This is a genomic window from Streptococcus sp. 959 (genome assembly GCF_013277075.1).
Lineage (GTDB): Bacteria > Bacillota > Bacilli > Lactobacillales > Streptococcaceae > Streptococcus > Streptococcus pseudopneumoniae_C.
In genome coordinates this window covers 40,344-64,509 of record NZ_VMMF01000003.1, presented here as the reverse complement: position 1 = coordinate 64,509, position 24,166 = coordinate 40,344, and the positions used below count along the sequence as shown (strand labels likewise).

Sequence of the window (24,166 nt, the reverse complement as noted above, 5' to 3'; positions counted from 1 at the left end):
CCTCACTTTATTATTCGTGAGAAGGATGAAAAATTAGATTTTTTTCTCAATTGGGGCTACACTAGCTAAAAGTTTTTTCAAACCAACTTCTGGGAAATTGATTTTCAATTCCTGCGTAGCACCGCTACCTGAAACTTCCAGAACAGTTCCCTCTCCCCATTTCTTGTGGAGAGCAACATCACCAATGGACCAATTTGCCTCGCTTGATGCTGATTTTGCACCAGCTGTAAATTGGCCAAATGGGAGACCGCTTGACTGAATAGTTTTCGGTGCCACACCGTGTTTACGGTCTTGAAGAGCCTGGGCAAGACTCATACCTTGACCAAAGGCAAGGCCACCACTGCTATAAGATGCCTTAAAGCTTGTATTGGCTGGACGGGCCAATCCTTGATACTCAAGCAAGTCTGAACTAATTTCGTTAATAAAACGAGTCGGACGGTTATAGTTGGTACGACCGAAAAGCAGGCGCGAGTTGGCATTGGTCAGATAGAGAATTTTCTCTGCACGCGTGATACCTACATAGGCCAGACGGCGTTCTTCTTCCAATTCATCTTGATCTTCAGCCGCACGGCTAAGCGGAAAGACATTTTCTTCCATCCCAATCAAAAAGACAACTGGAAACTCGAGACCTTTGGCAGCATGCAGGGTCATCAAGGTCACTTCTGATGTCTCCTGACTACCTGAATCTGTGTCCGCAATCAAGGCCAAGTCATTTAAGAAACGACTCAGTTTGTCCAAACCAGTTTCCTCTTCTGCACCATCAGAGGTGTCGTCAAAGTTTTTCGTCACAGAGAGGAACTCTTCGATATTTTCAACTCGAGCCTTGCTTTCTAGAGTCGCTTGGGCATTAAGAATATCGATGTAACCTGTTTTTTCTAGAACCGCCTCAACCAACTCTGTAATAGTTAATTGGTCCAACTGCTCCCGCAAATCCAGAACCATATTGGCAAAATCCCAGATAGACTGAGCTGCCTTACCTTTGATTCCAGACAACATAATATTTGCAGAAGCATCTAGCATAGACATGTTTTGCATATTGGCAAAATCACGGATTTTCTCAACCGTACCCGGGCCAATTCCACGCTTCGGTTCGTTAATAATACGTTCAAAACTAATATTGTCACTCAAATTAGCAATGAGGTTAAGATAAGCGATAATGTCACGGATTTCCTTACGGCTGTAGAACTTGGTTCCTCCAACCATTGTATAAGGAATATTGGACTTGAGCAGGGCTTCCTCAATAGTACGAGACTGCGCATTAGTCCGATAGAGAACTGCAAAATCCTTGTGAAGGAAGTTTTGACTGCGACTAAGTTCATCAATGGTTCTGGCTACAAATACAGCCTCATCCAGTTCATCATTGGCACGATAGTAAACGATTTGCTCCCCATCTGCATTTTGAGTCCAGAGATTTTTAGGACGGCGGTTTTTATTATTTTTAATAACCTCATTGGCCGCTTGGAGAATGGTTTTGGTTGAGCGGTAATTTTCCTCCAACAAGACAACCTTGGCTTGAGGATAATCCTTTTCGAAGTCCAAGATATTCTGCATATCAGCACCACGCCAACCGTAGATAGACTGGTCCGCATCCCCAACTACACAGATATTTTTAAAGCGCGAAGCTAAGAGTTTGACCAGTTGGTACTGGGCATGGTTGGTATCTTGGTACTCATCAACATGGATGTATTGGAATTTTTGCTGGTAATAAGTCAAAACATCAGGATTTTGATCAAAAAGACGCAAGGTCAGCATAATCAAATCATCAAAGTCAACCGACTCTGACTGACGAAGCTCTTTCTGATAGGCTGTATAACACTGGGCCACGATTTGCGTGTACATATCTCCAGCTTGAGCAGCATAAGCCACATCATCAATCAAGTCATTCTTAGCATTGGAAATAGTCCCTAAGATGCTTCGTTCATTCCATTTTTTCGGATCTAAGTTTAATTGCTTGAGAATACGTTTCATGAGCGTTCGCTGCTCACCTGGATCGACAATAGTAAAATTACGATTGTATCCAAAATGGTCCGCATCACGACGCAAAATACGCACACACATGGAGTGGAAGGTCGCAATCAGACAGTCCTGAGTAGCTGGATTAAGGTTATAAGCACGCTCTTTCATCTCACGCGCAGCCTTATTAGTAAAGGTAATGGCCAAGATATTCCAAGGATTGACCAGCTTTTCATCAATCAGATAAGCAATGCGGTGGGTCAAAACTCGGGTCTTTCCAGAACCAGCCCCCGCCATGATTAACAAGGGACCTTCTGTCGTTTGCACCGCCTCAGCCTGACGGTCATTCATTCCATTCAATAATGCGTTCATCTTCTCTTCCTTACTCTTGAAGTCAATATTTCTATTATATCAGAAATCAGGGAAAATATCTTTACCTAGACTGGTTACGTGTAGAAGGCAACTCCTTATATCTAGATAAGAAAATGAGCTTGGATATTATTTCCAAACTCATTTAAAACTATTAGAACAAGCCTAGAACAGTTCCGTCGCTTTCAACATCCATGTTGAGGGCTGCTGGTCGTTTTGGAAGACCCGGCATAGTCATGACATCACCAGTTAGGGCAACGATAAAGCCTGCCCCTAATTTTGGTACCAATTCACGAATGGTAATTTCAAAGTTTTCAGGTGCTCCAAGTGCATTTGGATTGTCTGAGAAACTATATTGAGTTTTAGCCATACAGATTGGCAATTTGTCCCATCCGTTTTGAACGATTTGAGCGATTTGCGTTTGAGCTTTCTTCTCAAAGTTCACTTTGCTACCACGGTAGATTTCGGTAACAATCTTTTCAATCTTTTCTTGGACAGAAAGATCATTGTCATAAAGACGTGTATAGTTGGCTGGGTTTTCAGCGATTGTCTTGACAAGCGTTTCAGCAAGTGCTACACCACCTTCTGCGCCATCAGCCCAGACACTAGCCAACTCCACTGGTACATCGATTGAGGCACAGAGTTCCTTCAAGGCTGCGATTTCAGCTTCTGTATCAGAAACAAATTCGTTGATAGCAACAACTGCTGGAATACCGAACTTACGAATATTTTCAACGTGGCGTTTCAAGTTAGCAAAACCTGCACGAACTGCTTCTACATTTTCTTCAGTCAGAGCGTCTTTAGCCACACCACCATTCATCTTAAGGGCACGAAGGGTTGCGACAATAACTACTGCATCTGGAGAAGTTGGCAAGTTTGGTGTCTTTATATCAAGGAATTTTTCAGCACCAAGGTCCGCACCAAAACCAGCTTCAGTAACTGTGTAATCAGCCAAGTGAAGGGCTGTTGTCGTTGCTAAGACAGAGTTACATCCGTGAGCGATATTGGCAAATGGGCCACCATGTACAAAGGCAGGTGTTCCATAGATGGTTTGAACCAAGTTCGGTTTGATAGCGTCTTTCAAAATCAATGCCAAGGCACCCTCAACCTGCAAATCACCTACAGAAACTGGTGTACGGTCATAGCGATAACCGATAACGATGTTAGCCAAACGGCGTTTCAAATCTTCAATATCAGTCGCCAAGCAAAGAATAGCCATGATTTCAGAAGCAACTGTAATGTCAAAGCCATCCTCACGAGGAATACCGTTAAGAGGACCACCAAGTCCAACGGTTACATGACGAAGGGCGCGATCGTTCAAGTCCACAACACGTTTCCAGAGGATACGACGTTGGTCAATTCCAAGCTCATTCCCTTGGTGCAAGTGGTTATCAATCAAGGCAGAAAGAGCATTGTTAGCAGTCGTAATGGCATGCATATCCCCCGTAAAGTGGAGGTTGATGTCTTCCATTGGCAACACTTGGGCGTAACCACCACCAGCAGCACCACCTTTGATACCCATGACTGGACCAAGAGATGGTTCACGGATAGCAATCATGGTCTTCTTACCAATCTTGTTCAAGGCATCCGCTAGACCAATGGTAATAGTTGATTTTCCTTCACCTGCTGGTGTTGGGTTGATGGCAGTAACCAAGATTAATTTCCCAACTGGATTGCTCTCAACTGCACGAATTTTATCAAAGCTGAGCTTAGCCTTGTACTTTCCATACAACTCCAAATCGTCGTAAGAAATACCCAGTTTCTCAACAACATCAACAATAGGCTTCAACTCAATACTCTGTGCGATTTCAATATCTGTTTTCATTCAAAACTCCTCTAACCTCTTATATGATAATTCATTATAACACAAAACAAGATTTTTAACATCCTTAAACTCTCTAAACGTTCGTAAATATCCCTGTTTTTAAGGTTTTTAGAGTCCTTTCTTAAATTTTATATGGCTTTATAGTTTGAAACTATAGTAAATCTTCGTTTTTACCAAAATTTATCGCTTTCATTTTACTTACCGTTTATTTTTGTGTACAATAGTGCTATGAAAATTTTAGTCACATCGGGCGGTACCAGTGAAACTATCGATAGCGTCCGCTCCATCACTAACCATTCTACAGGTCGCTTGGGGAAAATCATCACAGAGACCTTGCTTGCTGCAGGGCATGAAGTTTGTTTGATAACAACAAAACGAGCTGTAAAACCAGAAGCTCATCCCAACCTAAGCATTCGAGAAATTAACAATACCAACGACCTTCTTCTAGAAATGCAAGAACGTGTCAAGGATTATAAAGTCTTGATTCACTCAATGGCCGTATCTGATTACACTCCTGTTTATATGACAGGGCTGGAGGAAGTTCAGGCTAGTTCCAATCTAGAGGAATTTTTAAACAAACAAAATCATCAGGCTAAGATTTCTTCAACTGACGAGATTCAGGTTTTATTCCTGAAAAAAACACCCAAAATCATCTCTCTAGTCAAAGAATGGAATCCTGCTATTCATCTGATTGGCTTCAAACTGCTGGTTGATGTTAACGAAGACCATCTAGTTGACATTGCTAGAAAAAGTCTTATCAAAAACCAAGCAGACTTGATTATTGCAAATGACCTGACTCAAATCTCAGCAGATCAACACTGCGCGATCTTTGTTGAAAAAGAGCATCTTCAAACGGTTAAGACTAAAGAAGAAACTGCAGAACTCCTCCTTGAAAAAATTCAAGCCTACCATTCTTAGAAAGGAAAGCTATGGCAAACATTCTCTTGGCTGTAACGGGGTCAATCGCCTCTTACAAGTCGGCAGATTTAGTCAGTTCTCTAAAAAAACAAGGTCATCAAGTCACTGTCTTAATGACTGAGGCTGCTACAGAGTTTATCCAACCTTTGACACTACAGGTCTTATCACAGAATCCTGTCCACTTGGATGTCATGAAAGAACCCTATCCCGACCAAGTCAATCATATCGAACTGGGAAAAAAAACGGATCTGTTTATCGTGGCACCTGCAACTGCTAACACTATTGCAAAACTAGCCCACGGCTTTGCGGACAATATGGTAACCAGTACGGCTCTAGCCTTGCCAAGTCATATCCCAAAACTCATCGCACCTGCTATGAATACAAAAATGTATGATCATCCAGCAACTCAGGCTAATCTGAAAACATTAGAAACCTACGGCTATCAGCTGATTGCTCCTAAAGAATCCCTACTAGCTTGTGGAGATCATGGACGAGGAGCCTTAGCCGACCTCACAATTATTTTAGAAAGAATAAAGGAAACTCTCGATGAAAAAACGCTCTAATATTGCGCCCATTGCTATCTTCTTTGCAACCATGCTTGTGATTCATTTTCTAAGCTCACTTATCTTTAACCTTTTTCCATTCCCAATCAAACCGACCATCGTTCATATTCCTGTCATTATTGCCAGCATTATTTACGGTCCACGAGTTGGGGTTACACTTGGATTTTTAATGGGACTACTTAGCTTGACGGTTAATACGATTACGATTCTGCCGACAAGCTATCTCTTCTCTCCCTTCGTACCAAATGGAAACATCTACTCAGCTATCATTGCCATTGTCCCACGTATTTTGATTGGTTTAACTCCTTATCTAGTCTATAAACTAATGAAAAATAAGGCTGGTCTGATTCTAGCTGGTGCCCTTGGTTCACTTACCAACACAGTCTTTGTACTTGGTGGAATTTTCTACCTTTTTGGGAATGTTTTTGATGGTAATATCCAAAAACTCCTAGCAACCGTTATCTCAACAAATTCGATTGCCGAATTAGTCATTTCCGCAGTTCTAACCCTAGCCATTGTTCCAAGACTGCAAACTTTGAAGAAATAAAAACAATCTCCACTTTCAAACCTGAAGGTGGAGATTTTGTTCTGTATATTTTCTTTTTTAGTGAAATTTTTACCAATATCTAACTAAAAATGACCTATAAACCTAAGTAAATCCTTGCTTTATTGTCTTCTTTATTGTACTATACTAGTGTATATACAGATAAAAAGGAGATTATTATGAATACACGGAAAAAGACACAATTTATGACAATGACAGCCCTCTTAACGGCTATTGCGATTTTGATTCCAATTGTTATGCCCTTTAAGATTGTCATTCCACCTGCTTCCTATACATTGGGTAGTCACATCGCTATTTTTATTGCCATGTTCCTGTCTCCCTTGATGGCCGTTTTTGTCATCCTAGCCTCTAGTTTTGGATTTTTGATGGCTGGCTATCCCATGGTCATCGTTTTTCGGGCTTTTTCCCATATCTTTTTTGGGACTTTGGGCGCTCTTTACCTACAGAAATTTCCCGATACCCTAGATAAAGCAAAATCTTCTTGGATATTCAACTTTCTTTTGGCTGTTGTTCATGCCCTTGCTGAAGTATTAGCCTGTGTCCTTTTTTACGCAACTTCCGGTACCAATGTAGAAAATATGTTCTATGTTCTATTTGTGCTAGTTGGATTTGGTACAATTATCCATAGTATGGTAGACTATACATTAGCACTAGCTGTCTATAAAGTGCTTCGAAAACGCCGGTAAAAGGAAGAACTATGACAAAAGATCGCAAACAAGCCCTACTCCAACTCTTGAAAGAAGCTCCTAAAGCCCTCAATGGCCAAAGTTTGGCTGAACATTTTCATGTCACACGTCAGGTCATTGTCCAGGACATTGCAATTTTGAGAGCCGATGGCGCTCCTATCCTATCCACCAATCGTGGCTACGTCTATAAGCAAGTTGATGTCAATCCATACGTCCACAAACTTTTCAAAGTTAAACATGAAGTTGAAGAAATCGGTCAGGAACTCCTTGCTATCGTCGATAATGGTGGACGTGTTCAAAATACCTTGATTGACCATCCCGTTTATGGAGAAATTGAAACCTTGCTGAAACTGTCTTGTCGCCGAGATGTTCAGCATTTTCTAGAACAAGTCGAGCATTCTGACTTTAGACCTCTGTCTGAATTGACAGATGGCATCCATTACCACCTAGTCGAAGCTGAAACACAACAAGACCTCCACTATATCGAGGAGGCCTTGGATCAACTTGGTTATTTAGTAAAAGACTAGAAGATTTTCTTCTCCCAATCATCTTCTGTACGGCGAGGGTAGAAAAATTCAGATTTGTCCGGAGCTTCCATCATTTCCATCAAAGGTAACATATCATAGGCCAGATCCAAGTTTGGAATCTGGTCTTTTTGCACCCAAGAAACTTCTCCCTCTTCTGAAGATTGAAGAGTTCCAGTAAACTCTGTCGCCTTATAACAAATGACAATATAGCGCCCACCAGTATCTAGTGGCCAATTTTTAATGCCAACCAGTTGAGGATTTTGGATAGTCAATCCTGTTTCTTCATAAATTTCACGAATGACAGACTCTGCGAAAGACTCGCCATTTTCTACATGACCACCCGGAAAAGCATAGCCAGACCAGCGATTGTTTTCAGGAGAGCGATACTGCATCACTACGCGCTGAGTTTCTAAGTCTTCAATCAGACAAATGTTTGTTAAAATCGTTAATTGGGAACGGGACATTTTTTCTCCTTTAAGTTCTATTCTAATCCAACGCCTTGACTTCCAGCATCATATCACGAATCTGTGCTGCTAGTTCAAAGTCAAGCACTTCGACGGCTTCTTGCATTTGTTTTTCCAGTTTCTTAACTAGTTCTTTGCGCTCTTGTTTATTGAGGCTATTGATGTCGACTTCCTTGTCCTCTTCATTAGCAACTGCCTTGGTCACAGCAATCAGATCACGGATTTCTTTCTTGATGGTTTGTGGAACGATGCCATGCTCTTCATTATAAGCCATCTGGATTTTCCGACGACGAGCCGTTTCATCAATGGCACGTTGCATAGACTGAGTGATCGTGTCCGCATACATGATTACATGGCCCTCGCTATTACGAGCAGCACGTCCAATGGTCTGGATGAGGCCACGTTCGTTACGGAGGAAGCCTTCCTTGTCAGCATCGAGAATGGCAACCAAGCTGACCTCAGGAACATCAATCCCTTCACGGAGCAGGTTAATACCGACCAAGACATCAAAGACGCCCAAGCGCAGGTCACGGATAATCTCTGTCCTCTCCAAGGTCTTGATATCCGAGTGCATGTACTTAACCTTAATGCCCATTTCTTTGAAGTAGTCAGTTAAGTCCTCCGCCATTTTCTTGGTTAAGGTTGTGATAAAGGTACGCTCATTCTTCTCAACACGGGCATTGATTTCACCTAGGAGGTCATCAATCTGTCCCATAGTTGGACGAACTTCCACCTCAGGATCCAAGAGCCCTGTCGGACGAATGATTTGCTCAATCACTGTCTCGGTTTGTTCATTTTCATAGTCACCAGGTGTCGCCGAAACGTAAACAATCTGATGCACATGGCTTTCAAATTCTTCACGACGGAGAGGACGATTGTCCAAGGCAGACGGCAAACGGAAACCGTAATTTACTAACATTTCCTTACGCGAACGGTCACCATTGTACATACCCTTGATCTGCCCCATGGTCATGTGGCTCTCGTCAATCATGATTAAGAAATCATCTGGGAAAAAGTCGAGAAGGGTATAAGGAGGCTCACCTTCGCTCCGTCCATCCATATGACGTGAGTAGTTTTCGACACCATTGGTATAGCCCATCTCGCGCAACATTTCGATATCATACTCTGTCCGCTGTTTCAACCGCTGGGCTTCTAACAGTTTACCTTCCTTTTCAAAGACAGCTAACTGCTCTTCCAACTCAGTCTGAATTTTAGCAATAGCATCCTCCATATGATCGTCATTGGTCACAAAGTGAGTAGCTGGGAAAATCGCCAAATGATCCACTTCTCCAAGGACTTGACCCGTCAAAGCCTCCACTTCGCGGATACGATCAATTTCATCTCCAAAGAATTCTACTCGAAAGGCATGTTCATCACGAGAGGCTGGGAAAATCTCTACCACATCCCCACGCACACGAAACCTTCCCCGTTGGAAATCAATATCATTTCGCTCAAACTGAATATCGACCAAATCATTCAAAAGTTTATCACGAGAAATTTCAAGGCCTGGACGTAGACTAACGACGCTATCAGCGTATTCCTTGGGCGAACCCAAACCATAGATACAAGAGACTGAGGCTACGACAATGACATCATTGCGCTCCAAAAGAGCCGAAGTCGCTGAGTGGCGGAGTTTGTCAATCTCATCGTTAACAGAGCTGTCCTTCTCAATGTAGGTATCACTCGAAGGCACATAGGCCTCTGGTTGATAATAGTCATAGTAGGAAACAAAATACTCAACAGCATTTTCAGGGAAAAATTCCTTAAACTCCCCATAGAGCTGTCCTGCCAGAGTCTTATTGTGAGCGATGACCAGAGTGGGTTTATTGACTTTGGAAATGACCTGACTCATGGTATAGGTCTTCCCTGTACCAGTCGCCCCCATCAGAATCTGAGCTTTTTCGCCCCCCTCGATGTTATCTACCAACTGTTCGATAGCTTGAGGTTGGTCTCCTGATGGTTGATATTTTGATACTAGTTTAAATTGATTATCTGTAATGCGGTTAATCATAAGAATCCTCTCTCGATGTGCTATTCCTATTTTAGCATACTTGTAACATTTTCACGAAGAAAAGGACGGACCTAAGTCACATCCTTTCATTTTCTTTCTTTAATTGATGAGCGAGATAGACAATCAACAGTAGCAAGATCAGACTTGTCATGATAGATCCTTCTATCCCAAAAGAGCCACCTGATAGCCAATCTTGATTACCTTGTGGTAAAAAGGTCATCAGCGATGTTCCTGACGGCTGACCGCTAACTAAAATCCCAAATAAATTTCCCTGAGCAAAATTCCAGGCGCCATGAATACCTGCTACACCCCAAACTGTATCTGTTTTGAGGAGGTAAAGTGACATAGCAACTCCGAATAAAAAGAGATTCACTAGAGATAGAGTCGTGAGGCCAGAATTGCCCATATGAAGCAGGGTAAAGAACAGGCTAGATATAAGAACAGCTAGTTTTAGATTGGTTCTTGAGGCCAATTGAGGAAGGAGCCAAGTACGGGCCACCACTTCTTCTGTTGTCCCCTGTAAAATCCAAAATGGAATGGTAAAAATGACAAAGGCAAGCGAATAAGGATTCAAGTGAATGGACTCCAAACGATATTGCCCTAAGGCTACTAAACCTAACAAGGTCAGAAGAAAAAGTGCCAGGCCTAGACCAAATCCTTTAAGCAGATTGCTGAAGAAATTTTCTTTATAAAATCCTAAAGTTCGAATAGGTCTTTTCTCAACTTTTCTAGTCCATCTAAACACAGTGTTGAGAACGGAACCAAAGGACAGTAATTCTAAAATTAAACGAAAGTCACTTGTTTTATCCGTCAAGCTCTGCTGCAAGGTCTGCAAGTAGGTTGCAAGATTTTGACCAGCCTCTCCAAAATTTCTAGCAAGTCCGATGAGAGCTAACAAGCTAATACCATACAGAGTATAAGCCACAAACTCTCCTATAAAGACAAAAACAAAGGCTAACAAGGGGCTTGTGTAAATGTTTAAACTCATTTTTGAAGTTTGGAAATCATTAAATATTCTTTTGTTCTTCATATCCCTGTCCTCTTTTTCTATTATATACTATTATTATAGCACTTTATAGTAGCAATTCAAAAAAGAAAAGAAGAACTCGATGTTATATTTTCTAACACAGGAATATAAAAATTTGCCTTTTTTTACTTTTTCTGATATAATGAGAAAATATTCGGAAAAGGAGACTAAAAATGAAGAAAAAATTTCTAGCATTTTTGCTAATTTTATTCCCAATTTTCTCATTAGGTATTGCGAAAGCAGAGACGATTAAGATTGTTTCTGACACCGCCTATGCACCTTTTGAGTTTAAAGATTCAGATCAAACTTATAAAGGAATTGATGTTGACATTATCAACAAAGTCGCTGAGATTAAAGGATGGAACATTCAGATGTCCTATCCTGGATTTGATGCAGCGGTAAATGCGGTTCAAGCTGGTCAAGCTGACGCTATCATGGCAGGGATGACAAAGACGAAAGAACGTGAAAAAGTTTTCACCATGTCTGATACTTACTATGATACAAAAGTTGTCATTGCAACTACAAAGGCACACAAGATTAGTAAATATGACCAATTAACTGGCAAAACCGTTGGTGTTAAAAACGGAACAGCCGCTCAACGTTTCCTAGAAACGATTAAAGATAAATACGGCTTTACTATTAAAACATTTGACACTAGTGATTTGATGAACAACAGCTTGAGTGCTGGTGCCATCGATGCCATGATGGATGACAAACCTGTTATCGAGTATGCCATTAACCAAGGTCAAGACCTCCATATTGAAATGGATGGTGAAGCTGTCGGAAGTTTTGCTTTCGGTGTTAAAAAAGGAAGCAAATACGAGCACCTAGTCACTGAATTTAACCAAGCCTTGGCTGAAATGAAAAAAGATGGTAGTCTTGATAAAATCATCAAGAAATGGACTGCTTCATCATCTTCAGCAGTGCCAACCACAACTACTCTAGCAGGCTTAAAAGCCATTCCTGTTAAAGCTAAATACATTATTGCCAGCGATTCTTCTTTTGCACCTTTTGTTTTCCAAAACTCAAGTAACCAATTTACTGGTATTGATATGGAATTGATTAAGGCAATCGCTAAAGACCAAGGTTTTGAAATTGAAATTACCAACCCTGGTTTTGATGCTGCTATCAGTGCTGTTCAAGCTGGTCAAGCTGATGGTATCATTGCTGGTATGTCTGTCACTGATGCTCGTAAGGCAACTTTTGACTTCTCAGAATCATACTACACTGCCAATACTATCCTTGGTGTCAAAGAATCAAGCAATATTGCTTCTTATGAAGATTTGAAAGGGAAGACAGTTGGTGTTAAAAACGGAACTGCTTCTCAAACATTCCTAACAGAAAATCAAAACAAATACGGTTACAAAATCAAAACATTTGCTGATGGTTCTTCAATGTATGACAGTTTGAATACTGGTGCCATCGATGCCGTTATGGATGATGAACCTGTTCTCAAATATTCTATCAGCCAAGGTCAAAAATTGAAAACTCCAATCGCTGGAACTCCAATCGGTGAAACAGCCTTTGCCGTTAAAAAAGGATCAAATCCTGAATTGATTGAAATGTTCAATAACGGACTTGCAAACCTTAAAGCAAACGGAGAATTCCAAAAGATTCTTGATAAATACCTAGCTAGCGAATCTTCATCTGCTTCAACAAGCACTGTTGATGAGACAACTATCTGGGGCTTGCTTCAAAATAACTACAAACAGCTCCTTAGCGGGCTTGGCATCACTCTTGCTCTAGCTCTTATCTCATTTGCTATTGCTATTGTCATCGGGATTATCTTCGGTATGTTTAGCGTTAGCCCCTACAAATCTCTTCGTGTGATTTCTGAGATTTTCGTTGACGTTATCCGTGGTATTCCTTTGATGATTCTTGCAGCCTTCATCTTCTGGGGAATTCCAAACTTCATCGAGTCTATTACAGGCCAACAAAGTCCAATTAACGACTTCGTAGCCGGTACCATTGCCCTCTCACTCAATGCGGCTGCTTATATCGCTGAAATCGTTCGTGGTGGTATTCAGGCCGTTCCAGTTGGCCAAATGGAAGCCAGCCGAAGCTTGGGTATCTCTTATGGAAAAACCATGCGTAAGATTATCTTGCCACAAGCAACTAAATTGATGTTGCCAAACTTTGTTAACCAATTCGTTATCGCTCTTAAAGATACAACCATCGTATCTGCTATCGGTTTGGTTGAACTCTTCCAAACTGGTAAGATTATCATCGCCCGTAACTACCAAAGTTTCAAGATGTATGCAATCCTTGCTATCTTCTATCTTGTAATTATCACACTTTTGACTAGACTAGCGAAACGCTTAGAAAAGAGGATTCGTTAATGGCAAAATTAAAAATTGATGTAAATGATTTACACAAAAACTACGGAAAAAATGAAGTCCTAAAAGGAATTACGACTAAGTTCTATGAAGGAGATGTTGTTTGTATCATCGGTCCTTCAGGTTCTGGTAAGTCAACCTTCCTCCGTAGCCTCAATCTTCTAGAAGAAGTCACTAGTGGTCACATCACTGTGAACGGTTATGACTTAACTGAAAAAACAACCAACGTTGACCACGTCCGTGAAAATATCGGAATGGTTTTCCAACACTTCAATCTCTTCCCACACATGTCTGTATTGGACAACATTACTTTTGCTCCAATTGAGCACAAGTTGATGACTAAGGAAGAAGCTGAGAAATTGGGAATGGAGTTGCTTGAAAAGGTTGGACTAGCAGATAAAGCTAATGCTAACCCAGATAGCCTATCAGGTGGTCAAAAACAACGTGTGGCTATCGCTCGTGGACTAGCAATGAATCCAGACATCATGCTCTTTGATGAACCAACTTCTGCCCTTGACCCTGAGATGGTCGGAGACGTACTAAACGTTATGAAGGAATTGGCTGAGCAAGGTATGACCATGATTATCGTAACCCATGAGATGGGATTTGCTCGTCAGGTTGCCAACCGCGTTATCTTTACTGCAGATGGCGAGTTCCTTGAAGACGGAACACCAGATCAAATCTTTGACAACCCACAACACCCACGTCTGAAAGAGTTCTTGGACAAGGTCTTAAACGTTTAAACTTAAACTGTAAGGATTTCCTTGCAGTTTTTTTCTATCTCGTATTGGATTTTTTGATTTTTCGGAAAATTATGTTAGAATTAAGTTTATGAAATGAGGTTTCCTCATACCTAGCAGGACTAGGAATAAAAATAGAAATTAGGTAGCTAGATGTCATCTAAGGTTATTGTTACAATTTTTGGTGCGAGTGGAGACCTGGCTAAACGCAAGCTCTACCCTTCCCTTTTTAGACTATATAAATCCGGCAATCTTTCCGAGCACTTTGCAGTTATTGGCACTGCTCGTCGTCCTTGGAGCAAGGAATATTTTGAATCTGTTGTAGTCGAATCGATCCTTGATTTGGCAGATAGTACCGAACAGGCTCAAGAGTTCGCTAGCCACTTCTACTATCAAAGTCATGATGTCAATGATACGGAACACTACATTGCATTGCGTCAATTGCAGGCTGAACTAAATGATAAGTACCAAGCTGAACACAACAAGCTCTTCTTCTTATCTATGGCTCCTCAATTCTTTGGAACCATTGCTAAGCACCTCAAGTCTGAAAACATTGTAGATGGAAAAGGTTTTGAGCGCTTAATCGTTGAGAAACCATTTGGTACAGATTACGCAACTGCAAGCAAGTTGAATGACGAGCTCCTAGCAACATTTGATGAAGAACAAATTTTCCGTATCGACCATTATCTTGGTAAGGAAATGATCCAAAGTATCTTTGCAGTTCGCTTTGCAAACTTGATTTTTGAAAACGTTTGGAACAAAGACTTTATCGACAATGTTCAAATTACCTTTGCGGAGCGCTTGGGTGTAGAAGAACGTGGTGGCTACTATGACCAATCTGGTGCCCTCCGTGACATGGTACAAAACCATACACTACAACTTCTTTCTCTCCTTGCCATGGACAAGCCAGCAAGCTTCACAAAAGACGAGATTCGTGCTGAGAAGATTAAGGTCTTTAAAAACCTCTATCATCCAACTGATGAAGAGCTTAAAGAACACTTTATCCGTGGTCAATACCGTTCTGGTAAGATTGATGGCATGAAATATATCTCTTATCGTAGCGAGCCAAATGTGAATCCAGAATCAACAACTGAAACCTTTGCATCTGGTGCCTTCTTTGTAGACAGTGATCGTTTCCGTGGTGTTCCTTTCTTCTTCCGTACTGGTAAACGTCTAACTGAAAAAGGGACTCATGTCAACATCGTCTTTAAACAAATGGATTCTATCTTTGGTGAGCCACTTGCTCCAAACATTTTGACCATCTATATCCAACCAACAGAAGGCTTCTCTCTTAGCCTAAATGGGAAGCAGGTAGGAGAAGAATTTAACTTGGCTCCTAACTCACTTGATTACCGTACAGATGCGACCGCAACTGGTGCTTCTCCAGAACCATACGAGAAATTGATTTATGATGTCCTAAACAACAACTCAACTAACTTTAGCCACTGGGATGAAGTGGGTGCGTCATGGAAATTGATTGACCGTATCGAAGAGCTCTGGGCTGAAAATGGTGCCCCACTTCATGACTATAAAGCTGGAAGCATGGGACCTCAAGCCAGCTTTGACTTACTTGAAAAATTCGGTGCCAAATGGACTTGGCAACCAGATATCGCCTATCGTCAAGATGGTAGACTAGAATAAAAAATTTCCTGCAAGATAACCTTGCAGGATTTTTGCTTCTAATTAGATTAAGCCTTCCAAGAGACCCTTCATAAAGTTTTCTGAGTTAAATTCTCCAATATCATCGATTTTCTCACCAAAACCAATCAATTTTACAGGAATATTGAGTTCTTCACGGATGGCTAGAACAACACCACCTCGAGCTGTTCCGTCAATCTTAGTCAAGACAATTCCTGTCAAAGGAGTGATTTTCGAAAATTCTTTGGCCTGTACAAGAGCGTTTTGACCTGTTGATGCATCAAGTGCTAAGAAGGTTTCATGCGGTGCTTCTGGCACAACACGTTTGATGATACGGCCAATCTTTTCCAACTCAGCCATAAGATTATCCTTATTTTGCAGACGACCAGCTGTATCAATCATAAGAATATCGATACCTTCAGCTACAGCACGTTCCATGCCATCAAAGACTACACTGGCTGGGTCAGCCTTTTCAGGTCCAGTTACTACTGGAACATCTACACGTCGACCCCATTCAGCTAGCTGGGCTACTGCCCCTGCACGGAAGGTATCTGCCGCAACCAGCATGACCTTCTTACCAGCTTGTTTGTAGCGGTGGGCTAGCTTACCGATAGAAGTTGTTTTCCCGACACCATTAACCCCAACAAAGAGCATGACTGTCAAGTCATCTTGGAAATGGATACTTTCATCGTAGTTGCCATCCTTTTCATACAGCTCAACCAATTTCTCAATGATGACGCGACGAAGTACGTCAGGTTTCTTGGCGTTTTCAAGCTTGGCTTCGTAGCGTAGCTCCTCAGTTAAGTTAGAAGCGACTTGGACACCAACGTCACTCATGATGAGCAGTTCTTCCAGTTCCTCGAAAAATTCTTCGTCAACAGAGCGGAAATTGGCAAAGAAGGCGTTCAAGCGAGCACCGAAGCCTGTGCGAGTTTTCTTGAGACTGCGGTCATATTTTTCCTGAACAGTTTCTTCTGCTTGAGGAATTTCTGGTTCAAGAACTTCAGAACTATTTTCTTCGACAGTTTCTACGAACTCAGTATTCTCTTCCTCTGGGACTTCTTCTGAGTTTGAAAATTCTTCTATTTCTTCTTGAGAAACTTCTACAACTGGCTCTGAATCCTGACTCTCTTCAACTGTGTCTTGATTTTCCTCTTCTTCAGAACTTTTAACCTCTGCTTCTTCTTGAGGAACTTCCTCAGCTTCTGTAAGGGCAGGCTCAGTAGCTTCAGACAAATCAAGATTTTCCAGAGCTTCTTTTACAACTTCTTCGCTTTTAGGTTCTTCTTTTTTTCCGAATAGACGGTCAAATAATCCCATATCTTAGTTCTCCTTTAACACATATTCTTCGATAGCCCAGGCGACAGCCTCTTCATCATTGGTCATTGGAGTCACCACATTTGCGACTGCCTTGACTTCAGGAACAGCGTTTTGCATGGCAACACCGAGTCCCGCCCACTCAATCATAGAGAGGTCATTGGCCTCGTCACCACATGCCATCACTTGACTTTGGTCAATTCCAAGATGGCTGATTAGTTTTGCTAAACCTGTTGCTTTATGAACATTCTTTGGTGACCACTCTAGCAACATTTCCCGTGACTTAAAGATTTCATATTGATCAAACAATTCTGGAGAAATCTTCTGAATGGCTGTATCCAAGGGTTCTTGAGCAAAGGCAGTCACGCATTTATTGTAGGTCATCTGACTAGACAAGTCTTCAAAGTCCACTGGAACAAAGGTCAATGCTGGATTAAATTTGGCATAAAGACTTTCTTGGTCAGATTGAATTTGATAAACAGTTCCTTCTGAGATGGCGTCAAGAGGCAGTGATAATTTCTCTGTTTCTTCATACAAGCGTGCCACATCATCATATGAAAAGACTGTTTTATCAAGGATTTCACCTGTATTTTTCTGAACCAAACCACCATTAAAAGTAATCGTATACTCATCTTCATGGCCGTCAGTCCCTAGCTCATGGAGGAAGAAATCCATAGCTTTTAAGGGGCGACCAGTTGTCAATACGACCTTGATACCACGATCACGCGCAGCTTTCAGGGTTGCCTTGGTACGATCCGTCAGCTTTTTATCAGTAGTCAGCAAGGTCCCATCCAAGTCCAATGCAATCAATTTTATATCTGCCATTATAAGCCCTCCATATAAGCTATAACCGACTGGTCCTTATGGTGACCAATCACTGTCTCTGCTAATTCTAAAATTTCAGGTCGTGCATTTTCAGGAGCTACAGGATGTCCCACAACCTGCATCATGTGCAAATCATTTAGATTGTCTCCAAAAGCCATAACCTGACCCATTTTGATGCCAAGTTTTTTAGCTAATTCAACAATGGCCACTCCCTTATCGACATAGTCCAGAACAATATCAATGGATTCAAAGCCAGTTGTCATTGCCTTAACACCAGGAACATGTTCATTGACCCAAGCTTCCCCAGCTTCTAGCGTTTCTTCTGTGAAGTTGGTTGTAAATTTGAAAATGTCATCTGTAATATCTTCCAGACTCGCTACTTTTTGGATATTTTCATTATAGTGCTGGCTCACTTTCAAATAGGTCTCATCAACCGTATCTAGAACATAAGCTCCCTTTTTGCCCGTCAAGAGCAGTTTATTGATATCTACATAAGGTGAAGTTTTCAGCCTTTCAAAAGTTGATAGATAAAACTCACGAGACATAGTCGCTTCATACAAATCTTGACCTCGATATTCTACCAAACTGCCATTTTCAGCGATGAAAATAATGTTATCACGAACATCAGCAAATAATTTTTCTAGAGACAGAAATCCCCGACCTGAAGCCACCGCAAAGTAAATCCCTTTTTCCTTGTAGGAAGCTAAAAGGGACTTGAGGCGGTTCATATCAAAACACCCATTTCCATCTAGAAAAGTTCCATCCATATCTGTTGCTACTAGTTTAATTGTCATCCTTCAATACTTTCTAAATCTTTTAACTTAACCGAAACAATTTTTGAGACACCTGATTCTTGCATAGTCACTCCATAGATAGAATCGGCCGCTGCCATAGTCCCCTTACGATGGGTTACGACGATAAACTGGCTGTCCTTATCAAAGCGGTTGAGGTAATCCCCAAAACGTTTAACATTGGCTTCATCCAGCGCAGCTTCTACCTCATCCAAGATAACAAAAGGAATGGTCTTGACACGAATAATGGAGAAAAGCAAGGCAAGAGCCGATAGAGCTTTTTCACCACCACTCATGAGGTTAAGCGACTGGATTTTCTTACCTGGAGGTTGAACAGAAATCTCCACACCAGCTGTTAAAAGGTCGTCCTCAGTCAATATCAAGTCTGCCTGACCTCCGCCAAACATCTGTTTGAAGGTCACTTTAAAGGACTCACGAATAGCTTCAAAAGTTGATTTAAAGCGTTCCTTGACCTCATCATTCATCTCTGTAATGGTCTCAAGAAGCAGGTTTTTCGCTGACAAAATATCATCTCTCTGGCTATTTAGGAAATCCAGACGGCTGTGAACTTCTTCGTACTGGTCAATAGCTTCCAAGTTGACTGGACCCAGTGAGCGAATAGCCTTCTCCAAATCCTGCACCTCTTGCTCTGCCAGATTGAGGTTTTCCAATTCATGTGCCTTTTCTAGTGCTTCAGTATAGCTAATCTGATACTGGTCTGTTAATTGGCTTTGTAAATGGCGTAAGCGCTCGCTGACCTTTTCTTTCTTAGCTTCAGCACGTGTTTGCTTACGAATCCACTCCTCATTCTGTTGGCGAGCCTGGTCCAAATGACTGGAAATATCATCCAGCTGGCCTTCAATATCATCTAATTCAAACTGCTTGCGAATCAAACCTTGTTGGAGGTTTGTTTTCTGAGTTTTGGCTTCTTCAGCCTGTTGACTGAGCAATTCTGTATCAACTTTCTCAAGATTGTCAACCTTTTCTTGAAGAAGGCGCTGGATTTCCTCTTGTTCGATATCTAAATTGTCCAATTCTTTGCCTAAACGCTCAATATCAGCTACTTCATAACGTTTTTGCCCTTGTAGTTCTGTCTTAAGCAAGCGAGCTTGCGCTACCTCTTCCTGCAAGTTTTGATAGCGTTCTTGGATGGCATTTTTGTTGGACTTAATCTCTTCAATCTCAGCTTCCAGATTTTGCTTGTCACTGGCGATTGCAGCAAGGCGCTCTTGGCATTTTTCCTTATCTGCTTGCCAATCTCCGTCAGAAAGACGATCTAATTCCTCTTCTTGGAGTTTCCAAAGAGTTTCCAGTTCTTCAACTTGCTGACTGGTCTGCTGATAAGCGAGGGACAAGCCTTGCTCCTGAATACGTGCTTGTTCTCCTTGAGATTTGATAGCTTCTAATCTTTCTGTCAATCTAGCCATCTGGTCTTGCAAGGTCTTCAAAGCCACTTCTTCTGAACGAAGACTTACTTCCTCTTCAGCAATTTCTTTTTGTAATTGCTCCAGTTCTGGCTTGATGAAGATGCTGTTGTTCTGGCGATTGGCTCCACCTGCATAGGAACCACCTGTACGAAGCTCTGTCCCATCCAATGTCACCATGCGAACCTGATAATGAACTTGACGAGCTGCTGCACGCGCATGTTCTACTGTATCAAAAATCGCTGTCGTGGCTAGCAAGTTCTTGAAAATGGCTTCCAGTCTAGTATCGAAAGTAACTAACTCATCTGCCATGCCCAGAAATCCTGGACTTGCAGCGATAGCATCTTGGTTCTGACTAGAAATCGTACGAGCCTTGATAGTCGTCAAAGGAAGAAAGGTCGCACGACCAGCTCTGTTACGTTTTAGGAAATCAATCGCCTTGGTTGCCGCATGTTCATCTTCTACGATAATATGCTGGCTACTCGCTCCAAGCGCAATCTCTAGAGCAGTTTGATAATGCACATCAAAGGTCAGGTGTTCACTAACTGCCCCAATAATCCCACCTAGACGATCTTTTTCTTGGAGGACACTCTTGACACCTGCATAAAAGTTGCTATGATTTCTCAGAATATTTTCCAAACTTTGGGCTCTAGCCTGCTTGTTTTTGAGACTATCCAGACGGTCAAAGAGTTTGCTTTGTTGAGCTTGATAGGAAGTTTTCTGCTCCTCTTGTTCCTTGGCACAGATTTGATAGTCCACCAGTAATTTCTGAACCTGTTCCTTGGCAGTTTCAAGCTCTTCTTTTTGCTGACCAGCCTTCTCTTTAGCTGTAGCCAACTGTTCTTTCAGCTTTTCTAGTTGATCTGCTTGTTTTTGAGAAAGCTGACGACTATTTTCCAACTCATTTTCGATACGGGTCAACTGGTTTGAGACATCCGCTTCTTCTTGTAAAAGCGCTACAAAACGTTCACGTAGAAGCTCAATCATCTGATCAGGATCATCTGAAAAAGCCAGCAATTCAGCTTCTAAACGATTGAGTTTTTGATTATTTTGGACTAGCTTCTCTTCTAAGAGGGCTAAAGAGCTTTCTTTATCAGATTTTTCTTGGCTAAGTGAATTTCTCTTATCCTCTAAAGTAGCCAAACGGGCTTGTGCTTCCTGTTGATTCAGGGCTACTTGCTCGGACTCCAGTTTTGATAAGGCTAATTTTCTCTCTAAATCACTAATCAGACTGGTCAAGTCCATCAAACTACCCTGGTCTTTGGCCATTTCAGCCTGTAAATCTTGGCGTTGCTTTTTAAGAGTTTGATTTTCCTCTTCTAATTTTTCACGCTTTTGGTAATAACTAGTCAATAGTTCCTGAACCTGTGCCAACTCTTCTTCTGTTGACTCTAGTTCAAGCTTATTTTCCTTGATTTGAGAAACCAAAACATCTAAATAAATGGCCTTGCGTTGACCTTCCAAGTCTAGAAACTTACCGGCATTCTCAGCTTGCTTCTCAAGAGGCTTGATTTGATTATCCAACTCGTAGATAATGTCCTCTAAGCGGTCTAGATTATCCTGAGTTTGTTGCAGTTTACTCTCAGTTTCTTTTCTACGAGTCTTGTATTTCAAAACTCCTGCAGCTTCTTCGAAAATAGCACGACGTTCCTCAGGCTTGGAGTTGAAAATCTCCTCAACCTTCCCTTGGGAAATGATAGAGAAGGAATCTCGTCCCAAACCTGTATCCAAGAAAAGATCATGAATATCACGCAGACGGACTTTTTTACCGTCAATCTTATATTCACTATCTCCACTACGATAGATATGACGTTCGACCCTGATTTCTTGACCAGCATCCTTGATAAATCCGTCATGATTATCCAGAGTCACAACTACAGAAGCATAATTGAGCGGTTTGCGGCTTTCGGTCCCAGCAAAGATAACATCCGGCATCTTGCCGCCACGGAGGCTCTTAACACTGGACTCCCCCAAGGCCCAACGCAGACTTTCTGTAATATTCGACTTTCCAGATCCATTGGGTCCAACAACTGCCGTCACACCTTTGTCAAAGACGACCTTGGTCTTGTCAGCAAAAGACTTGAATCCCTGAATTTCGATTTCCTTTAAATACATGAATCCAGCCCTTTCTCAACGGCATTTTTGGCAGCTTCTTGCTCTGCTAATTTCTTAGAACGACCTTGACCTTGACCAATGCTCTTGCCTTCAACAAGAACTTCTACATCAAAAACCTTATCGTGGGCAGGACCCGTTTCAGAAATTACCTGATAACGAATAGCCACATCCCCATTGACTTGAAGTAACTCTTGAAGATGGGTTTTGTAGTCTGTAATCATCTCAAACTCGCCTGCTTCAACCTTAGGAATCATGACTTGGTAGATAAATTCCTTGACCTTGGCCACATCCTTGTCCAAAAGGAGGGCACCAAGAAAGGCTTCGAAGGCATCACCAAGAATGGTATCACGATTGCGCCCACCAGACTTTTCTTCTCCCTTACCCAGCTTGATAAACTGATCAAACTGGCAGTCACGCGCAAAACCAGCCAAACTCTCCTCACGGACAATCATGGCACGGAGTTTAGACAAGTCCCCTTCAGGCTTTTTAGGATATTTTTTATACAGATATTCTGAAATCAATAACTGTAGAACAGCGTCTCCTAAAAATTCCAAGCGTTCATTGTGTGAAATTTTTAAGAGGCGGTGCTCATTGGCATAACTCGTATGAGTAAAGGCAGTTTCCAGTAACTTTTTGTCTGCAAATTCGATTGCAAAATGGTTCTTTAGTACAGTTTGTAATTCTTTCATACCAACCTCTTTCTAACTGATAACAGTCCTTTTTATTATATCAAAAAAAGCCCCCTGAGTCACTTTAAAACGGGACTGGAGGAGATTTGAGTATTCATTGAAATGAGATTTTCAGTTTTAGTGGCAAATTTGAGGCAGGATAAATAAAAAGCCCTATTTAAAGGCTTTTTTAGGATATTTACATCCACCCTGAGGGAATCGAACCCCCATCTCAAGAACCGGAATCTTACGTGATATCCATTACACTAAGGGTGGAAACTTGTTTTATTATAACAGAAATTTGCTCTAATAACAAGTTTTTTTCTGGCTAGACAGCCCATCTTAGTGGGAAGCATCCCCATTCCAGATAGAGTTTTTCACAATCACATAATCAACGTGTTTAAGGTCAGCAACCTGACGTCCACCTGCATAAGAAATGGCACTTTGAAGGTCTTGTTCCATCTCAGTCAAAGTATCTTGCAAATGACCTTTGGCAGGAAGCAAGATACGTTTTCCTTCCACGTTTTTATAAGCTCCTTTTTGGTATTGTGAAGCTGAACCGTAGTACTCTTTGAACTGTTCACCATCAACTTCAATCGTTTTCCCTGGACTTTCGATGTGTCCTGCAAAGAGGGAACCAACCATAACCATACTGGCACCAAAACGGATAGACTTGGCAATATCACCGTGAGTACGGATCCCACCATCAGCGATAATTGGTTTACGCGCAGCCTTGGCACACCAGCGTAGTGCAGCCAACTGCCAACCACCTGTACCAAAACCAGTCTTGACCTTGGTGATACAAACCTTACCAGGGCCGATTCCGACCTTAGTAGCATCCGCACCCGCATTTTCTAATTCACGCACAGCTTCTGGTGTTCCAACATTTCCAGCAATGACAAAAGTATCTGGCAATTCTTTCTTGATGTGTTGAATCATAGAAATCACGCTATCTGCATGACCATGAGCAATATCAATCGTGATGTATTCTGGAGCATCAGCCTTGAGCTGGCTAACAAAATCATACTCATAGTCCTTAACACCGACAGAAATAGAAGCAATGAGACCTTGATCGTGCATGCGTTTGATAAAAGGAATGCGTCCTGCTTCATCAAAACGGTGCATAATGTAGAAGTAACCACCTTTAGCCAGTTGCTCTGCTACACTTTCATCCAAAATCGTCTGCATATTAGCTGGCACAACAGGTAGTTTGAAGGTGTGATTTCCTAGAGTGACACTTGTATCCGCTTCTGCACGGCTTTTAATCACACATTTATTTGGAATCAATTGAATATCTTCGTAATCAAAAATTGGAAATTCATTTAACATATCGATGTCTCGTTTCTTTTGTAATGACCTACCTATGCTCTCGCATCACTACGCCTTTTCCGACGTTTCCTTAAT

The 24,166-nt window shown here is 41.6% G+C and carries 19 protein-coding genes and 1 tRNA gene; 8 read left to right on the top strand and 12 right to left on the bottom strand.

Annotated features, from left to right (window positions below):
- Positions 1–33: 33 nt before the first annotated feature.
- Positions 34–2,325 (bottom strand): DNA helicase PcrA, encoded by a 2,292-nt coding sequence (gene pcrA, locus HT717_RS01135; RefSeq protein ID WP_049539764.1) that lies wholly within the window; start codon positions 2,323–2,325, stop codon positions 34–36.
- 151 nt (positions 2,326–2,476) lie between these two features.
- Positions 2,477–4,147, bottom strand: a complete 1,671-nt coding sequence (locus HT717_RS01130) for a formate--tetrahydrofolate ligase (RefSeq protein WP_049539767.1) — start codon at positions 4,145–4,147, stop codon at positions 2,477–2,479.
- 228 nt (positions 4,148–4,375) lie between these two features.
- Here HT717_RS01130 and coaB point away from each other — a divergent pair, with 228 nt between their 5' ends.
- The 5 genes from coaB (at position 4,376) to HT717_RS01105 (ending at position 7,406) form a co-directional block, all read left to right on the top strand.
- Positions 4,376–5,065 carry a phosphopantothenate--cysteine ligase gene (coaB, locus tag HT717_RS01125; RefSeq protein ID WP_049539768.1) on the top strand — a complete coding sequence of 230 codons (690 nt, stop codon included), beginning with the start codon at positions 4,376–4,378 and terminating at the stop codon, positions 5,063–5,065.
- An 11-nt stretch (positions 5,066–5,076) separates the two neighbouring features.
- Positions 5,077–5,628 carry a phosphopantothenoylcysteine decarboxylase gene (gene coaC / locus HT717_RS01120; RefSeq protein WP_049539769.1) on the top strand — a complete coding sequence of 184 codons (552 nt, stop codon included), beginning with the start codon at positions 5,077–5,079 and terminating at the stop codon, positions 5,626–5,628.
- Positions 5,612–6,175, top strand: coding sequence for an ECF transporter S component (locus HT717_RS01115; protein WP_049539770.1), 564 nt, complete (start codon positions 5,612–5,614; stop codon positions 6,173–6,175). Before coaC ends, HT717_RS01115 begins: the two co-directional genes overlap by 17 nt.
- Positions 6,176–6,351: 176 nt before the next feature.
- A complete protein-coding gene (locus tag HT717_RS01110; RefSeq protein WP_049539773.1) occupies positions 6,352–6,879 on the top strand; it encodes an ECF transporter S component in 528 nt (175 codons plus the stop codon).
- Positions 6,880–6,890: 11 nt separating this feature from the next.
- Positions 6,891–7,406 carry a transcription repressor NadR gene (locus HT717_RS01105; RefSeq protein WP_000159189.1) on the top strand — a complete coding sequence of 172 codons (516 nt, stop codon included), beginning with the start codon at positions 6,891–6,893 and terminating at the stop codon, positions 7,404–7,406.
- Here the strand turns inward: HT717_RS01105 and HT717_RS01100 are convergent.
- From HT717_RS01100 to HT717_RS01090, 3 genes are all read right to left on the bottom strand, one after another.
- The gene (locus HT717_RS01100; protein WP_049539775.1) at positions 7,403–7,870 is read right to left on the bottom strand and encodes an 8-oxo-dGTP diphosphatase; all 468 of its coding nucleotides are present in this window, start codon (positions 7,868–7,870) and stop codon (positions 7,403–7,405) included. The two genes, HT717_RS01105 and HT717_RS01100, sit on opposite strands and share 4 nt — an antisense overlap.
- Before the next feature lie 22 nt (positions 7,871–7,892).
- Positions 7,893–9,881 (bottom strand): excinuclease ABC subunit UvrB, encoded by a 1,989-nt coding sequence (gene uvrB, locus HT717_RS01095; RefSeq protein ID WP_049539777.1) that lies wholly within the window; start codon positions 9,879–9,881, stop codon positions 7,893–7,895.
- 76 nt (positions 9,882–9,957) lie between these two features.
- Positions 9,958–10,911, bottom strand: a complete 954-nt coding sequence (locus HT717_RS01090; RefSeq protein ID WP_049539778.1) for a CPBP family intramembrane glutamic endopeptidase — start codon at positions 10,909–10,911, stop codon at positions 9,958–9,960.
- Positions 10,912–11,081: 170 nt separating this feature from the next.
- On the opposite strand from HT717_RS01090, the gene HT717_RS01085 reads away from it, so the two are divergent.
- The 3 genes from HT717_RS01085 (at position 11,082) to zwf (ending at position 15,625) form a co-directional block, all read left to right on the top strand.
- Positions 11,082–13,247 carry an ABC transporter substrate-binding protein/permease gene (locus HT717_RS01085; RefSeq protein ID WP_101784776.1) on the top strand — a complete coding sequence of 722 codons (2,166 nt, stop codon included), beginning with the start codon at positions 11,082–11,084 and terminating at the stop codon, positions 13,245–13,247.
- Positions 13,247–13,987 (top strand): amino acid ABC transporter ATP-binding protein, encoded by a 741-nt coding sequence (locus HT717_RS01080; RefSeq protein ID WP_001096321.1) that lies wholly within the window; start codon positions 13,247–13,249, stop codon positions 13,985–13,987. Before HT717_RS01085 ends, HT717_RS01080 begins: the two co-directional genes overlap by 1 nt.
- Before the next feature lie 150 nt (positions 13,988–14,137).
- Positions 14,138–15,625, top strand: a complete 1,488-nt coding sequence (gene zwf, locus HT717_RS01075) for a glucose-6-phosphate dehydrogenase (protein ID WP_049501794.1) — start codon at positions 14,138–14,140, stop codon at positions 15,623–15,625.
- 42 nt (positions 15,626–15,667) lie between these two features.
- Here the strand turns inward: zwf and ftsY are convergent, their stop codons facing one another.
- The 7 genes from ftsY to HT717_RS01040 all read right to left on the bottom strand — a co-directional run bounded on the left by ftsY (position 15,668) and on the right by HT717_RS01040 (position 24,091).
- Positions 15,668–16,942, bottom strand: a complete 1,275-nt coding sequence (ftsY, locus tag HT717_RS01070; RefSeq protein WP_173304176.1) for a signal recognition particle-docking protein FtsY — start codon at positions 16,940–16,942, stop codon at positions 15,668–15,670.
- Positions 16,943–16,945: 3 nt separating this feature from the next.
- On the bottom strand, positions 16,946–17,764 hold the full coding sequence (locus HT717_RS01065) for a Cof-type HAD-IIB family hydrolase (protein ID WP_173304174.1): 819 nt from the start codon (positions 17,762–17,764) through the stop codon (positions 16,946–16,948).
- Positions 17,764–18,558 carry an HAD family hydrolase gene (locus tag HT717_RS01060; protein ID WP_173304172.1) on the bottom strand — a complete coding sequence of 265 codons (795 nt, stop codon included), beginning with the start codon at positions 18,556–18,558 and terminating at the stop codon, positions 17,764–17,766. Before HT717_RS01060 ends, HT717_RS01065 begins: the two co-directional genes overlap by 1 nt.
- Positions 18,555–22,094, bottom strand: coding sequence for a chromosome segregation protein SMC (gene smc, locus HT717_RS01055; RefSeq protein ID WP_173304170.1), 3,540 nt, complete (start codon positions 22,092–22,094; stop codon positions 18,555–18,557). The genes HT717_RS01060 and smc overlap by 4 nt, the downstream gene beginning before the upstream one ends.
- Positions 22,085–22,783, bottom strand: a complete 699-nt coding sequence (gene rnc / locus HT717_RS01050; protein ID WP_000661480.1) for a ribonuclease III — start codon at positions 22,781–22,783, stop codon at positions 22,085–22,087. Before rnc ends, smc begins: the two co-directional genes overlap by 10 nt.
- Before the next feature lie 183 nt (positions 22,784–22,966).
- A tRNA-Arg gene (locus HT717_RS01045) sits at positions 22,967–23,038 on the bottom strand.
- A gap of 66 nt (positions 23,039–23,104) precedes the next feature.
- On the bottom strand, positions 23,105–24,091 hold the full coding sequence (locus HT717_RS01040; RefSeq protein WP_049539787.1) for a GMP reductase: 987 nt from the start codon (positions 24,089–24,091) through the stop codon (positions 23,105–23,107).
- Positions 24,092–24,166 lie beyond the last annotated feature (75 nt).

Excerpts from the sequence above, each read along its gene's own strand:
- HT717_RS01100 (WP_049539775.1), bottom strand. The coding sequence starts at position 7,870 with ATGTCCCGTTCCCAATTAACGATTTTAACAAACATTTGTCTGATTGAA.
- uvrB (WP_049539777.1), bottom strand. The coding sequence starts at position 9,881 with ATGATTAACCGCATTACAGATAATCAATTTAAACTAGTATCAAAATAT.
- HT717_RS01110 (WP_049539773.1), top strand. The coding sequence starts at position 6,352 with ATGAATACACGGAAAAAGACACAATTTATGACAATGACAGCCCTCTTA.
- coaC (WP_049539769.1), top strand. The coding sequence starts at position 5,077 with ATGGCAAACATTCTCTTGGCTGTAACGGGGTCAATCGCCTCTTACAAG.
- HT717_RS01060 (WP_173304172.1), bottom strand. The coding sequence starts at position 18,558 with ATGACAATTAAACTAGTAGCAACAGATATGGATGGAACTTTTCTAGAT.
- HT717_RS01065 (WP_173304174.1), bottom strand. The coding sequence starts at position 17,764 with ATGGCAGATATAAAATTGATTGCATTGGACTTGGATGGGACCTTGCTG.
- rnc (WP_000661480.1), bottom strand. The coding sequence starts at position 22,783 with ATGAAAGAATTACAAACTGTACTAAAGAACCATTTTGCAATCGAATTT.
- pcrA (WP_049539764.1), bottom strand. The coding sequence starts at position 2,325 with ATGAACGCATTATTGAATGGAATGAATGACCGTCAGGCTGAGGCGGTG.
- HT717_RS01130 (WP_049539767.1), bottom strand. The coding sequence starts at position 4,147 with ATGAAAACAGATATTGAAATCGCACAGAGTATTGAGTTGAAGCCTATT.
- smc (WP_173304170.1), bottom strand. The coding sequence starts at position 22,094 with ATGTATTTAAAGGAAATCGAAATTCAGGGATTCAAGTCTTTTGCTGAC.
- ftsY (WP_173304176.1), bottom strand. The coding sequence starts at position 16,942 with ATGGGATTATTTGACCGTCTATTCGGAAAAAAAGAAGAACCTAAAAGC.
- HT717_RS01115 (WP_049539770.1), top strand. The coding sequence starts at position 5,612 with ATGAAAAAACGCTCTAATATTGCGCCCATTGCTATCTTCTTTGCAACC.
- HT717_RS01105 (WP_000159189.1), top strand. The coding sequence starts at position 6,891 with ATGACAAAAGATCGCAAACAAGCCCTACTCCAACTCTTGAAAGAAGCT.
- HT717_RS01080 (WP_001096321.1), top strand. The coding sequence starts at position 13,247 with ATGGCAAAATTAAAAATTGATGTAAATGATTTACACAAAAACTACGGA.
- HT717_RS01090 (WP_049539778.1), bottom strand. The coding sequence starts at position 10,911 with ATGAAGAACAAAAGAATATTTAATGATTTCCAAACTTCAAAAATGAGT.
- HT717_RS01085 (WP_101784776.1), top strand. The coding sequence starts at position 11,082 with ATGAAGAAAAAATTTCTAGCATTTTTGCTAATTTTATTCCCAATTTTC.
- HT717_RS01040 (WP_049539787.1), bottom strand. The coding sequence starts at position 24,091 with ATGTTAAATGAATTTCCAATTTTTGATTACGAAGATATTCAATTGATT.
- coaB (WP_049539768.1), top strand. The coding sequence starts at position 4,376 with ATGAAAATTTTAGTCACATCGGGCGGTACCAGTGAAACTATCGATAGC.
- zwf (WP_049501794.1), top strand. The coding sequence starts at position 14,138 with ATGTCATCTAAGGTTATTGTTACAATTTTTGGTGCGAGTGGAGACCTG.